At 70.8% G+C, this 12,719-nt stretch carries 7 protein-coding genes; 1 reads left to right on the top strand and 6 read right to left on the bottom strand.

Annotated elements, in window-relative coordinates:
* Positions 1 to 112: 112 nt before the first annotated feature.
* The 5 genes from JR064_RS14855 to JR064_RS14835 are packed head-to-tail and all read right to left on the bottom strand — an operon-like array spanning position 113 to position 9,999.
* Entirely contained in the window at positions 113 to 2,857 is a 2,745-nt protein-coding gene (locus tag JR064_RS14855; protein ID WP_241093080.1) for a glycoside hydrolase family 3 protein, read from the bottom strand.
* Positions 2,858 to 2,860: 3 nt separating this feature from the next.
* The gene (locus JR064_RS14850; protein WP_206230230.1) at positions 2,861 to 4,513 is read right to left on the bottom strand and encodes a glycoside hydrolase family 43 protein; all 1,653 of its coding nucleotides are present in this window, start codon (positions 4,511 to 4,513) and stop codon (positions 2,861 to 2,863) included.
* Positions 4,514 to 4,566: 53 nt separating this feature from the next.
* Complete coding sequence (manD, locus tag JR064_RS14845) at positions 4,567 to 5,826, bottom strand: D-mannonate dehydratase ManD (protein WP_206230224.1); 1,260 nt, start codon at positions 5,824 to 5,826, stop codon at positions 4,567 to 4,569.
* Positions 5,827 to 5,836: 10 nt separating this feature from the next.
* Positions 5,837 to 7,828, bottom strand: coding sequence for a sialate O-acetylesterase (locus JR064_RS14840; RefSeq protein ID WP_206230223.1), 1,992 nt, complete (start codon positions 7,826 to 7,828; stop codon positions 5,837 to 5,839).
* Positions 7,825 to 9,999, bottom strand: a complete 2,175-nt coding sequence (locus tag JR064_RS14835) for an alpha-glucuronidase family glycosyl hydrolase (protein WP_425510302.1) — start codon at positions 9,997 to 9,999, stop codon at positions 7,825 to 7,827. Before JR064_RS14835 ends, JR064_RS14840 begins: the two co-directional genes overlap by 4 nt.
* A gap of 161 nt (positions 10,000 to 10,160) precedes the next feature.
* Here JR064_RS14835 and JR064_RS14830 point away from each other — a divergent pair, with 161 nt between their 5' ends.
* Positions 10,161 to 11,285 (top strand): LacI family DNA-binding transcriptional regulator, encoded by a 1,125-nt coding sequence (locus JR064_RS14830; RefSeq protein WP_225210038.1) that lies wholly within the window; start codon positions 10,161 to 10,163, stop codon positions 11,283 to 11,285.
* 26 nt (positions 11,286 to 11,311) lie between these two features.
* Here the strand turns inward: JR064_RS14830 and xylA are convergent, their stop codons facing one another.
* Entirely contained in the window at positions 11,312 to 12,652 is a 1,341-nt protein-coding gene (gene xylA, locus JR064_RS14825) for a xylose isomerase (protein ID WP_206230222.1), read from the bottom strand.
* Between the last annotated feature and the right edge of the window lie 67 nt (positions 12,653 to 12,719).

Raw genomic sequence — 12,719 nt, 5'->3', positions numbered from 1 at the left:
GGGGATCGCGGGGGGCGGTGCCGGGTCGGTGACGTGCGTGGGGCTGATCTCGGTCGTCCGCGCCCGCTCTTTCGGTGGTGCGAGCGTTGGCTGCTCGCACCACCGATCGCGGTCACTTGCGCGGCGTTGCCTCCGCTCCGGGTGACGGCTGCACGCTGAAGCGCTGGCGCACGCGCATGTCGCTGCTGGAGGCGCCGACCTGCAGTTCGTAGTCGCCCGGGTCCACCACATAGGCCTTGCGCGCTTCGTCGTAGATGCGCAGGTCGGTCTGCGGTGAGATGGCGAAACTTACTTCGCGGGTTTCGCCTGGCTGCAGCGCGATACGCTGGAAGCCGCGCAGTTCCTTGGTCGCGCGGTCGCGCTTCGGCGACAGCGGGTGCAGGTACAGCTGCACCACTTCGTCGCCGGCGCGCTGGCCGGTGTTCTTCACCTTGAGCGTGGCGTGCAGGCTGCCGTCGGCCGCGAGCTTGCTGCGGTCCAGGCGCAGGTCGGAATAGGCGAACTGCGTGTACGACAGGCCGTGCCCGAACGGGTACAGCGCGGTGCCGGCGAAGTAGCGGTAGGTGCGGCCGCGCATGGCGTAGTCGTCGAACGCGGGCAGCTTCTCGCTTTCCTTGTAGAACGTCACCGGCAAGCGGCCGCCGGGGTTGGCGTCGCCGAACAGCACGTCGGCCACGGCGCTGCCGCCGCGCTGGCCGGGGTACCAGGCCAGCAGGATCGCCGGCACGTGCTGCTGCGCCCAGTCGATGGCCAGCGCCGAGCCGGTGGTCAGCACCGCCACCACCGGTTTGCCGGTGCCCTGCAGCGCTTCGAGCAGGTCGCGCTGCGGCTTGGGCAGGCGCAGGTCGGTGCGGTCGCCGCCGGCGAAGCCGGGATAGTTGACCTTCATCTCCTCGCCTTCCACGTCGCCGGTCAGGCCGCCGACAAATACCACCACGTCGGCGCGGCGTGCCGCGTCCAGCGCTTCGTCCAGCGGCGGCTTGGCGCCGGGCTGGCGCCAGGCCAGGCGGATGCCGGCATCGCGCTCGCCTTCGTAGTACTCCAGGCGCAGGTCGTAGCTGCGGCCGGCTTCCAGGCGCACGTCGACGCCGTCGGCGTGCAGGCGGTCGCTGGCGCTCCAGCGGTCGATCAGGCGCTTGCCGTCCAGGTACAGGCGCACGCCGTCGTCGGCCGCGGTTTCCAGGTGATAGGTGCCGGTGGCTGGCGGCACCAGCTTTCCGCTCCAGCGGATGCTGAAGTTGTCGGCCGGGATGGCCTGGTCCGGGCCGGCTTCGCCGCGCGCGAGCAGGTTGTCGGTGGGCGAGCCGCGGTCCCACTTGAAGCCGATCTGCGCATCGGTGCGCACCAGCGCCGGGGCACCGGATAGGTCGCGGTTGCGGAAGTATTCGCCGCGCAATCCGCGCTCGGGCGAATCGGCCGCTGGGCGCAGGTATTGCGGTTCGATCAGGGGCGTGGCGGCGGGATCGTCGCGGCCTTCGACCAGGTCGGCGCCGCGCGCGTAGAGCACTTCGGCATCAGGCGCTGCCTCGCGGATACCTTGCAGCACGGTGACCGGCGCGGCCGGCGTGCCGTAGTAGTTGCCGAGCAGCGCCATGGTGTCGTCGGCGGTGGGGCCGATCACGGCGATGCGCTTGATCTTCGCGCGCGACAACGGCAGCACGCCGTCGTTCTTCAGCAGCACCAGCGATTCGCGCGCCGTACGCCGCGCCAACGCGTCGTGTTCGGGCGACTGGTTGGCCGAGATGGGAATCTGCGCCCAGCGCAGTTTGTCCGGCGGGTCGAACATGCCCAGGCGCATGCGCGAATACATCAGCTTCTGCAGTGCCTTGTCGACCTCGGCTTCGCTGATCAGCCCCTTGCGCACGGCGGCCGGCAGCGTCGAGTACTCCTCGCCGCATTCCAACTCGGTGCCATTCTTCACCGCCAGCGCGGCGGCTTCCTCGCGGGTGGCGACGATCTTGTGGTTCTTCCAGATGTCCACGATCGCCCAGCAGTCGGACACCACGTAGCCGTCGAAGCCCCAGGTGTCGCGCAGCACGTCGCGCAGCAGGAACTTGCTGGCGCTGGCCGATTCGCCGAACACGCGGTTGTAGGCGCCCATCACCGCATCCACCTTCCCTTCCTTGACCAGCGCTTCGAACGCCGGCAGGTAGGTCTCGTAGAGATCGCGCTGCGACGGGTGCGCGTCGAAGTGGTGACGGTCGGCCTCCGGGCCGCTGTGCACGGCGAAGTGCTTGGCGGTGGCGTCGAGCTTGCGATAGGCCTCGCCCTGCGCGTTCTTCGGCACATCCGCGCCCTCGCCCTGCAAACCCTGCACGAAGGTCACGCCCATGCGCGCGGTGAGGAACGGATCCTCGCCGTAGGTCTCCTGGCCGCGGCCCCAGCGCGGGTCGCGGAAGATGTTGATGTTCGGCGACCAGAACGTGAGCCCCTGGTAGCGCGCGTGCTGATCGTGGCGCAGGGCCTCGTGGTGCTTGGCGCGCGCCTCGTCGCTGATCGCGGTGGAGACGTCGTGCATCAGCGGCACATCGAACGTGGCCGCCATGCCGATCGCCTGCGGGAACACCGTGGCGCCGCCGGCGCGGGCCACGCCGTGCAGCGCCTCGTTCCACCAGTCGTAGGCCGGCACGCCCAGGCGCGGGATCGCCGGCGCGGCGTTCTGCATCTGCGCGGCCTTTTCCTCCAGCGTCATCCGCGACACCAGGTCGGCGGCGCGCTGCTCGAAGCTGCGCTGGGTGTCCAGGTACGGCGGCGGCGCTTCGGCCGCGGATGCCGCGCACGGCGCGATGGCCAACAGCAACGCCAGCGTCGCGACGCGGCGGCCACGTCCTTGGTACGGCGCAGTCTCGGTATGCATTGCCTACTCCTTGCTGGATCGATCCGGTTCGCGGCGGGCGTACGGCCCGAGGGTGGTGCCGGTGAAACCGCCGGCCACGGCCGTGCTGAGCATCGCCGCATCGTCGTCGCGGCGCAGCCACTGCCAGTCCTGGCCATCGGCGGCGAAGGCGAAGGCATAGCGGCCGCCGTCGCCGGCGATCTTCAGGCGCAGCGCGCCCTTGGCATCGACCGTCCTGCGCGCGACGGTGGTGGTGCGCTTGCCGTCGCGCTTGTCGAGGAACACTTCGGCGCGCCCGCCACGGTGGCGCACGCCGAGCACGTACCAGGCATCGGCATTCTGGAACGCGGCCAGGCCGGCGACCAGGCCCGGCTGCGCCGGCACCTGCACGGCGGTGCTGGCGTCGAAGCGCGTGTGCTGCTGCCGGTAACCCAGGAACGCGGGATTGCCGCTGCCGTCCAGGCCTTGCGTATCGGGTTGCAGCGTCAGCCAGCCCGGGCGCGCGCGCAGGTCGAGCCATTCGCGCTTGGGCGTGCGCAACAGCAGCCAGCGGCGATCGCGCTGCGGTGCATCGAAGCCATCGCGCCAGGTGAAGTTGCCGGTCAGCGGTGCAGCGTCGGCATCGGCGCGCAGTCCGGCCGGGCCTGGCGCGACGTAGGGAATCGGCTGCCCGGCGGGCAGGATCGACGGCCAGCCGTCGTGCCAGGTCACCGGCAGCAGGAAGGTCTCGCGGCCGGTGTTGTAGCGCTCGCCCGCGTACGGGCGGCTGGCCAGGAACAGCGCCCACCACTTCCCGTCGGGGCCTTCGACCAGGTCGGCATGGCCGGCATTGGTGATCGGGTCGGCGCGTTCGGCGGGCAGGTCGCGCTGGGTCAGGATCGGATTGTGCGGCGCCGGCACGTACGGTCCCCATGGCGTGCGGCTGCGCAGCGCCACTTGCGAATGCTGCGGGCCGGTGCCGCCTTCGGCACAGGACAGCACGTACCAGCCGTCGCGCTTGTACAGGTGCGGGCCCTCGATCCAGATCGGCTTGCTGGCCAGGTCGGTGCCGCCGTTGACCAGCACCTTGCGCGGGCCGACCGGCTGCATCCGCGCCAGGTCGAAGCGCTGCATCCAGATCGCGCGGTGGCCTTCGTACAGCGGCGCGCCGTCGGGCGGGCCGTTGTTGAGCAGGTAGGCGGTGCCGTCGTCGTCGAAGAACAGCGACGGGTCGATGCCGTCGATGTCCGGCAGCCAGTGCAGCGGCGACCACGGCCCGGCCGGGTCGTCCGCCGTGGCGATGAAGTTGCCGCCGCTGTCCACCGCGGTGCCGACCACGTAGAAGCGGCCGTCATGGTGCGCGATGCTGGCGGCGAACATACCGCGCGACACGCGCAGCCCGTCGTAGTCCAGTTGCCCGGCGCGCTCGACCACGTTGCCGACCTGCCGCCAGTGCACCAGGTCGCGGCTCTCGAACACCGGGAGCGCCGGGAAATAGGCGAAGGTGGAATTGACCAGGTAGTAGCGGTCGCTGGCACGGACGACGCTGGGATCGGGATAGAAGCCGGCCAGCACCGGATTGCGGTAGTGGCCGGGCGGCAACGGCGTGGCGAACACCGCGTCGTCGCCGCGGTACTCGAACCAGTCGAATTCGGCGATGTCGGCGGCCCGCCCGCGCTGCGCCGATGCCGTCTGCATCGCCACGACACACAGCAGCGCCCCAACCAGTGCGCGTCCCCAGCGCATGCGCCTCACCAGTCCCACATCGCGCCGTCTTCCAGCCGCGCCACCGGCAGCTGCTTGGGCGCGTACGGATAACGTGCAGCCAGGGTTTCGTCGATGTCCACGCCATGCCCGGGCGTTTCGCCGCAATGCAGGCGGCCGGCGTGGAAGCTGTAGTCGTGCGGGAACACCGCGTTGGCCTCGTCGGAGTGGAACATGTATTCCTGGATGCCGAAGTTCGGCACCCAGGTGTCGAAGTGCAGCGCCGCGCCCATGCACACCGGCGACAGGTCGGTGGCGCCGTGGAAGCCGGTGCGCACCTGGTGCAGCGCGGCGAAGTCGGCCAGCCGGCGCACGTGGGTGATGCCGCCGGCGTGCACGATGGTGGTGCGGATGTAGTCGATCAGCTGCCGCTCGATCAGGTGCTTGCAGTCCCAGATCGAATTGAACACCTCGCCCACCGCCAGCGGCGTCACCGAATGCTGGCGGATGGTCTCGAACGCGCGCTGGTTTTCCGCGGGCGTAGCGTCTTCCAGCCAGAACAATCGGTACGGCTCCAGGTCGCGCGCCAGCCGCGCCGCCTCGATCGGGGTCAGGCGGTGGTGCGCGTCGTGCAGCAGTTCGATCTCGTCGCCATGGTCGGCGCGCAGCTGTTCGAACAGCTTCGGCACCACGCTGAGATAGCGCGGCGTGGACCACACGGTCTCGGTCGGCAGTTCGCTCTCGGCCGGTTCGTAGGGCTTGCCGCCGCTGGAGATGCCGTAGGTCTTCTTGATCCCGGGCACGCCGCATTGCGCGCGGATGGCGATGAAGCCGAGTTCGCGGAAACGGGCGACCTCCTCGCTGGTCTCGACGATGTCGCGGCCGTTGGCGTGGCCGTAGACCAGCGCACCTTCGCGCGAGCGCCCGCCCAGCAGCTGGTACAGCGGCATGCCGGCCATCTTGCCGAGGATGTCCCACAACGCCACGTCCACCGCGGCGATCGCGGTCATCGTCACCGGCCCGCGCCGCCAGTACGCGCCGCGGTAGAAGAACTGCCAGATGTCCTCGATGCGGCCGGCGTCGCGGCCGATCAGGTTCGGCACCACGTGATCCTGCAGGTAGGACGCCACCGCCAGTTCGCGGCCGTTGAGGGTGGCGTCGCCCAGGCCGTACACGCCGGAACGGGTGACGATCTTGAGGGTGACGAAATTGCGCCCCGGGCAGGTGACGATGACCCGCGCCTCGACGATCTCGCGATCGCGGGCCGAGCCTTGGGCGGAAGAAGCGCTATCGGAAGTCTGGGTCATCGCGGATCGCTCACGGGGAAGAAGCCGCGGCCGCATGGGCCGCGGACGGGAGGGAAAGCTCGAACGGACCGGCCGGCAGCCCGGCGCGATCGAACAGGGTGCACACCGGGCTGTCGGCCCAGCAGTAGCGCACGCGGGTAGCCGCGGTGCCGGCGGGCACAAGCAGGCGCACGCTGCGGCCGTGCAGTTCGGCCTGCGCATAGCGGCAGCTGCCGGATGCCGCGCCGCACAGTTCGAACCCGATCGGTGCGTCCGCGCTATAGGTCTGCAACGCGCCATCGACGTCATCGAAATCGACCACCAACGCCGCGCCATCGCGACGCAGCGCATGCGGCACCGGCCCGGACGGCGCCAACGCCTCGCCATAGACCACGTGCCGCGCCGCGCGCGCCAGGCGCCGGCCGAGCTCCTGTTTGTTGGCCGGATGGATGTCGTAGCGGTCGCCGATGTCGATCGCCACCGCCAGGCCGGCATGCGGATCGGCGGCGACGAAGCGCCGTTGCGCCTCACGCAGCTGCGCCCAGCCGCTGTCGCCCGGCTGGGTGGGCGGCGCGCCGTAATTGGCCAGCTGCACCACCAGCAGCGGCAATTGCGCGCCGAAGCGCTGCCGCCAATCGCGCTGCCAGGCGTCGAGCAATGCCGGATAGCCGGCCGCATCGCCGGTGTTGGATTCGCCCTGGTACCACAGCACGCCGCGCAGGCCGACCCGGCCCAGCGGCGCGATCATGCCGTTGTACAGCGTGGTCAGGCCCGCGGCCGAGGACCACGGCGCGCGCGGCGGCGTGCCCAGCTGCGGCGGCACGATGCGGTACTGCCATCCGGCCAGCGCCACCCGGCTGCCGTCGCCCAATTGCAGCTGCTGCGCCTGCGCGTCGCCGAGCAGGCCGCCGCGGCGGTAGCTGTTGTACACGTTGACCACCACGGTGTTCTTGCCCGCATGCAGCACACCGCGCGGCAAGCGGTAGCTGCGCGGCTGGTCGGCGCCGTAGCTGCTGCCCACCGCCTGGCCGTTGACCCAGGTCTGGTCGAGTTCGTCCACCGGCCCCAACGCCAGCGTCGCCTGCTGTTTCGCCTGCTCGGCGCTCAGCGTGACCGTGCTGCGGTACCAGACCATGCCGTTGAAATTGACCAGCTGCGGCACGCCCCAGTCGTCCCAGGCGCCCAGCGCCGCAGGCGCGTCGCGCCAGTCGCCGCCTGCATCGTCCGGCTGCCACGGCGCGCCGCTGCCGTGCGCGCGCCACCACGTTTCCCACAACGTGCCCCAGCGCGGCGCCGCCTGCTGCGGATCGATGGCGTAGCGCGCCAGCACATCCAGCGCCGGCGCGTTGCCGTCCACCTTGCGCAGGGCCGCATCCCCGATCCATGCCTGCATCTGCGAACCGCCCCAGGAGGCGTTGATCAGCCCCATCGGCACGTCCACGGTCTTGCGCAGTTCGCGGGCGAAGTAATAGCAGGCCGCGGAGAACGCGCCCACCGTCTCCGGCGTGGTCGGCTGCCACGCGGCCGCGCCGCCGAACTGCGCCTGCGGGGTCGGGCTGGACTGCGCCGGCACCTTGAACATGCGGATCGCCGGCTGCTGCGCATCGGCGATCTCGCTGCGCGTATCCAGCGTGCGCTGCACCGGCAGCTCCATGTTCGACTGGCCCGAGCACAGCCACACGTCGCCGAGGAGCACGTCGTCGGCGCGCTGCACGCGGCCGCGCGCGGTGCTGGCCTGCAAGACGTACGGCCCGCCGGCCGGCAACGGCGCCAGCTGCGCCTGCCAGCGGCCCTGGCGGTCGGCGCGCGCCTGCACGCGCTGCTGCGCCAGCTGCACGGTCACCGTCTCGCCGGCCGCGGCCTGCCCCCAGACGCGGATCGGCGCATCGCGCTGCAGCACCGCGTGGTCCTGGAACAGGGCATTCAACAGCGGCGCGTCGTCGGCATGCGCGAACGCGGGTACGCACAGCGCCGCCAGCAGCAGGCGGCGGGCGATGTGGACAGCGGAGCGGTGCGGCGTCATTTCGGATTTCCCGGTGCGTACGGAAACGACAGCGATTGGTAATACGCCAGCGGATGCGGCGGCGGCGCGATGCCTGGCGGCAACGCACGGCCCGACACCTGTTGCCAGTAGGCGATGCTGGCGTCGCGCCACCACTGCGCCTCGCGCTGCTGGATCGCCAGGAAATCGGCGACCTGGCGATAACGTTGCGCATCCACGTACGGCGCCAGCCCGGCCCAGGTCGCGCGCATCCGTGCCACCTCGGCCACGCCGTGGTCGTAGCGGCCGAGCAGCGCGTTCCACAGCGGCTGGCCCGAGGCCATGCGGTGGTCCCACGACACGTGGTGGAACCACAGCAGGTAGTCCTCCGGCACCGTGCGCACGTCGCCGAAGCGGCGTGCCAGCCGCGGCGCGTACTGCGCCACCGCGTTGCTGCCGGTCGCGCTGCGGTCGAAGCCGATGCCGTTGCGGTCGGCGCGGTGGTAGTACACCGGGTCCCAGTCCGGCCGCGCGCTGCCCGCGTCCCACGGCGCCGGGCCGTAGTGGTGGCCGCGGCCCATCAGGTGATGCAGGCCGAGCGGGGTCATGTAGTCGACCGCCGCCTGGTGCGAGGCCATCATCATGCCGACCACCGGCGCGACCAGCGCCGGATCGTTGCCGAAGGTCATCCGCACCCAGTCCTCGGCGATGGCCTGCGCATCGCCCTGCGGATCCCAGGCCAGCCGCCCGAACGCGTACCAGTTGGCCTGGTCGAAGATCGAGCCGCACCAGTTGCGGTCCGCGCCGATGTTGGCGACCCCGGCGATGCCGCTGAGCGCGTGCCCATCCACGACGCCCTCCACCACCCGCGCCACCGTCGCGCGCTTGCCGCGCCGCGTGTCGGACTGCAGGGTTTCCTGGTACAGCGTGCCCAGGTAGACCAGGTGCGTGGCGAAACCCAGGTACTCCTTGGTGATCTGGAACTCCAGCATCAGCGGCGTCTTCGGCATCGCCCCGAACAGCGGATGGAACGGCTCGCGCGGCTGGAAGTCGATGGCGCCGTTCTTGACCTGCACCACCACGTTGTCGCGGAATTTCCCGTCCAGCGGCACGAACTCGCTGTAGGCCTGTTTGGCGCGGTCGTCCGGCTGCTCGTGCGAATAGACGAATGCCCGCCACATCACCACCCCGCCGTGCGGCGCCAGCGCGTCGGCGAGCATGTTGGCGCCGTCGGCATGGCTGCGCCCGTAGTCCTGCGGTCCGGGCTGGCCTTCGGAATTGGCCTTGACCAGGAAGCCGCCGAAATCGGGAATGCGCGCGTAGATCTCGTCCGCCTTGGCCCGCCACCAGCGCTGCACCGCCGGATCCAGCGGATCGGCAGTGCGCAGTCCGCCGATCTCGATCGGCGCGCTGAAGCGCGCGCTCAGGTACACGCGGATGCCGTACGGGCGCAGCGCCGCGGCCAGCGCCGCGGTCTTGTCCAGGTACGCCGGGGTCAGGCTCACCGCCTTGGCATTGACGTTGTTCAGCACCGCGCCGTTGATGCCGATCGAGGCGTTGGCGCGCGCGTAGTCGGTGTAGCGCGGGTCCACGTAGCCGGGCAGTTTCTGCCAGTCCCAGAGCGAGGCGCCGGCGTAGCCGCGTTCGACCACCCCGTCCAGGTTGTCCCAGTGATCGAGCACGCGCAGCTTCACCCGTGGCGCATCGCGCAGCGCCAGCGGCGCCGGCGCCTGGCCGGTCTGCAGCAGGCGCAGGAAGCGGAACGCCGCATACAGCGCGCCGCGCTCGCCACCGCCGACGATCGCGGTGACCGGGCGCCCCTCGACCACCACGCTGCGGATCAGATAGCCCTCCTCGCCTAGGCCGCGCGTGTCCAGCCGCAGCCGCGCGACCGCCGGCGTGGCCGGGGTGCCGAGCACGATCGCGCCGGCGCGGTCCGCGCTGGCCGCCAGCTGCGGCTCGGCGCCGAGCAGGCCGCCCAGGCCGCGGCGCAGCTCGTCGCGCGCGGCCCGCTGCATCGGCGTGTCGGCATCCGCCACCAGCTGCGTGGCGGCCGCGCGCCACGGCGCGGCCTGCGCCTCGGCCAGCGGCTGGTAGCGCAACCATAGATCGTAGCCGTCCTCGGCCTGCGCCACAGCGATCGGCAATAAAAACGCCAGCCACAGGCAGGCACTGCGCAGCCAGCCGCCGCGCAACGGACGCCGACGCGGCAGCGCGCGCAGCCGCGCGTGGCCGCTCATGCGCGCCCCCGCCGGCACGGCGCCGGCGCACGCCTGCGGTCGCCGCCCACCCGGCTTCCCGGTACCATGCAGGCGTCACTCGTGTCGGGATCCACACCGTGTCGCGGCGCCGCCGCACACGCGGCTTGCGCAGCATGTCCCCGGTCGCGAGCCACGCCCGCAAGCCAACGAAGAGGCGCATCTTGGAGAAGGTCAGGAAATCGGTTCGCCGCAAGAGCCTCGCCGTGACCATCGACGAGGTGGCCGCACTGGCCAAGGTCTCGCCGATGACCGTGTCGCGGGTGATCAACGGCCAGGGCAACGTGCGCGACAGCACCCGCGAGCAGGTGATGCGCGCGGTCGACACGCTCGGCTACACGCCGAACCTGGCGGCCAGCGCGCTGGCCGCCGCGCAGAGCACGCGGGTCGCGCTGATCTACAGCAATCCCAGCGGCGCCTACCTCGGCGAGCTGCTGGTCGGGGTGCTGCGCGCGGCCTCGCGCACCTCGATCCAGGTGGTGATGGACTACTGGGACGACCTCGGCCCGGAAGCCGAACGCAAGGCTGCGCGCAAGCTGGCCAAGAGCGGTGTCGCCGGGGTGATCCTGCCGCCGCCGCTGTGCGAATCGGATGCGGCGATCCGCGAGCTGGTGCGCGCCAAGGTGCCGGTGGTGGCGATCGCCTCCGACCGCTTCAGCGACCAGGTCGCCTGCGTGCGCATCGACGAATTCAACGCCAGCAAGGACATCACCGCCTACCTGATCGCGCAGGGCCACACCCGCATCGGCTACATCGCCGGCCGCTCCAACCTGTCGGCCAGCGCGCGCCGCTTCGAAGGGTTCCAGGCGGCGCTGGCCGAAGCCGGGCTGCGCCTGGACCGGCACCTGCTGCAGCCGGGCGACTACACCTACCGCTCCGGCCTGGACGCCGCCGAGAAACTGCTGTCGCGCCGCCATCGGCCCAGCGCCATCATCGCCAGCAACGACGACATGGCCGCCGCGGCGATCTCGGTCGCGCACCGGCGCGGCCTGGACGTGCCGCGCGACCTGTCGGTGGTCGGCTTCGACGACACCTCCGCCGCGACCACCGTGTGGCCGGAACTGACCACCATCCGCCAGCCGATCGCGGCGATGGCCGATGCGGCGATCGACATCCTGTTGCGCAGCATCCGCAGCAAGGAACGCACGGCCCGGACGAAGATCGATCATGTGCTCGCTCATCAGCTGGTCAAGCGCGATTCGGTGGCCGCACCGGCCGCCGCGCGCACCGAACGGCGCTGACGCGGCGGCGGGCGGCAGGGTCCGCATCAGCGGATCAGGTACTGGTTGATCAGGTTCTCGTAGGCTTCCTGGCGGCCGCTGACCTGCTTGGGCGCGCCGGCCTTGGCCGCGTGCGCCGCCAGGTCCGCCAGCGTGCTGCTGCCGGCCGCGAACGCCGCGCCAGCGCCGCTGTCGAAGCTGCTGTAGCGCTCGGCGCGCCACTGCTCCAGCGGCGAGGCCGTCAGCAGCGCATGGGCCACTTCCAGCCCGCGCGCGAACGCGTCCATGCCGCCGATGTGCGCCAGGAACAGATCCTGCGGATCGGACGACTCGCGCCGCACCTTGGCGTCGAAGTTCAGCCCGCCCGGCGCCAGCCCGCCCTGCCGCAGCACCACCAGCATCGCGCCGACCGTGTCGTACAGGTCGGTCGGGAACTGGTCGGTGTCCCAGCCGTTCTGCGGGTCGCCGCGGTTGGCGTCGATGCTGCCCAGCAACCCGGCATCGCTGGCCACCTGCAGGTCGTGCTCGAAGCTGTGGCCCGACAGCGTGGCGTGGTTGGCCTCGATGTTGAGCTTGAAATCCTGGTCCAGGCCGTGCTGGCGCAGGAAGCCGATCACCGTGGCGCTGTCGAAGTCGTACTGGTGCTTCATCGGCTCCATCGGCTTGGGCTCGATCAGGAAATTGCCGGTGAAGCCGATGCTGCGGCCGTAGTCGCGGGCGATGGTCAGAAAGCGCGCCATGTTGTCCTGCTCGCGCTTCATCTGCGTGTTGTGCAGGCTGGCATAGCCTTCGCGGCCGCCCCAGAACACGTAGTTCTCCCCGCCCAGCTCGACCGTGGCCTCCAGCGCCGCCTTGACCTGCACCGCCGCGCGCGCGACCACGTCGAAGTCCGGGTTGGTCGAGGCGCCGTTCATGTAGCGCGGATGCGAGAACAGGTTGGCGGTGCCCCACAGCAGCTTGATGCCGGTGTCGGCCTGGCGCTGCTTGGCGATGCCGACCATGTGCTTGAGGTTCTTCTCGTACTGGCCGACCTCGTCCGCGTCCGGCGCCAGGTCGATATCGTGGAAGCAGTAGTACGGCACGCCGAGCTTGGTGAAGAACTCGAACGCCGCATCGGCCTTGGCCTCGGCGCGGCCCAGCGCGTCGCTGCCGGCGTCCCACGGATAGGCGCGCGTGCCCGGGCCGAACGGATCGGCGCCGTTGCCGCAGAAGCTGTGCCAGTACGCCACCGCGAAGCGCAGGTGCTCGGCCATGGTCTTGTCGCCGATGCGCTTGTTCGCGTCGTAGACCTTGAAGGCGAGCGGGTTGTCCGAGGCCTTGCCTTCGAACGGAATGCGGCCGATGCCCGGGAAGTATTCCTTGGCGCCGATGTAGACGGAGTTGCTCATGGGAAGTGGAATCCTGTCGAGTGGGAGGAACAAGCAGACGTGGGTTCGGCCGCGACGGCGGCGGCGG

Origin of the sequence: Xanthomonas bonasiae (assembly GCF_017163705.1) — a bacterium.
Taxonomy (GTDB): Bacteria; Pseudomonadota; Gammaproteobacteria; order Xanthomonadales; family Xanthomonadaceae; genus Xanthomonas_A; species Xanthomonas_A bonasiae.
Note: the sequence above shows the minus strand (reverse complement) of the source record. Positions and strands in the feature narration are given on the sequence as shown.

What these genes read in the sequence shown, in the direction of transcription:
- JR064_RS14855 (WP_241093080.1), bottom strand. Translation starts at nt 2,857, where the DNA reads ATGCATACCGAGACTGCGCCGTACCAAGGACGTGGCCGCCGCGTCGCG.
- JR064_RS14850 (WP_206230230.1), bottom strand. Translation starts at nt 4,513, where the DNA reads ATGCAGACGGCATCGGCGCAGCGCGGGCGGGCCGCCGACATCGCCGAA.
- manD (WP_206230224.1), bottom strand. Translation starts at nt 5,826, where the DNA reads ATGACCCAGACTTCCGATAGCGCTTCTTCCGCCCAAGGCTCGGCCCGC.
- JR064_RS14840 (WP_206230223.1), bottom strand. Translation starts at nt 7,828, where the DNA reads ATGACGCCGCACCGCTCCGCTGTCCACATCGCCCGCCGCCTGCTGCTG.
- JR064_RS14830 (WP_225210038.1), top strand. Translation starts at nt 10,161, where the DNA reads ATGTCCCCGGTCGCGAGCCACGCCCGCAAGCCAACGAAGAGGCGCATC.
- xylA (WP_206230222.1), bottom strand. Translation starts at nt 12,652, where the DNA reads ATGAGCAACTCCGTCTACATCGGCGCCAAGGAATACTTCCCGGGCATC.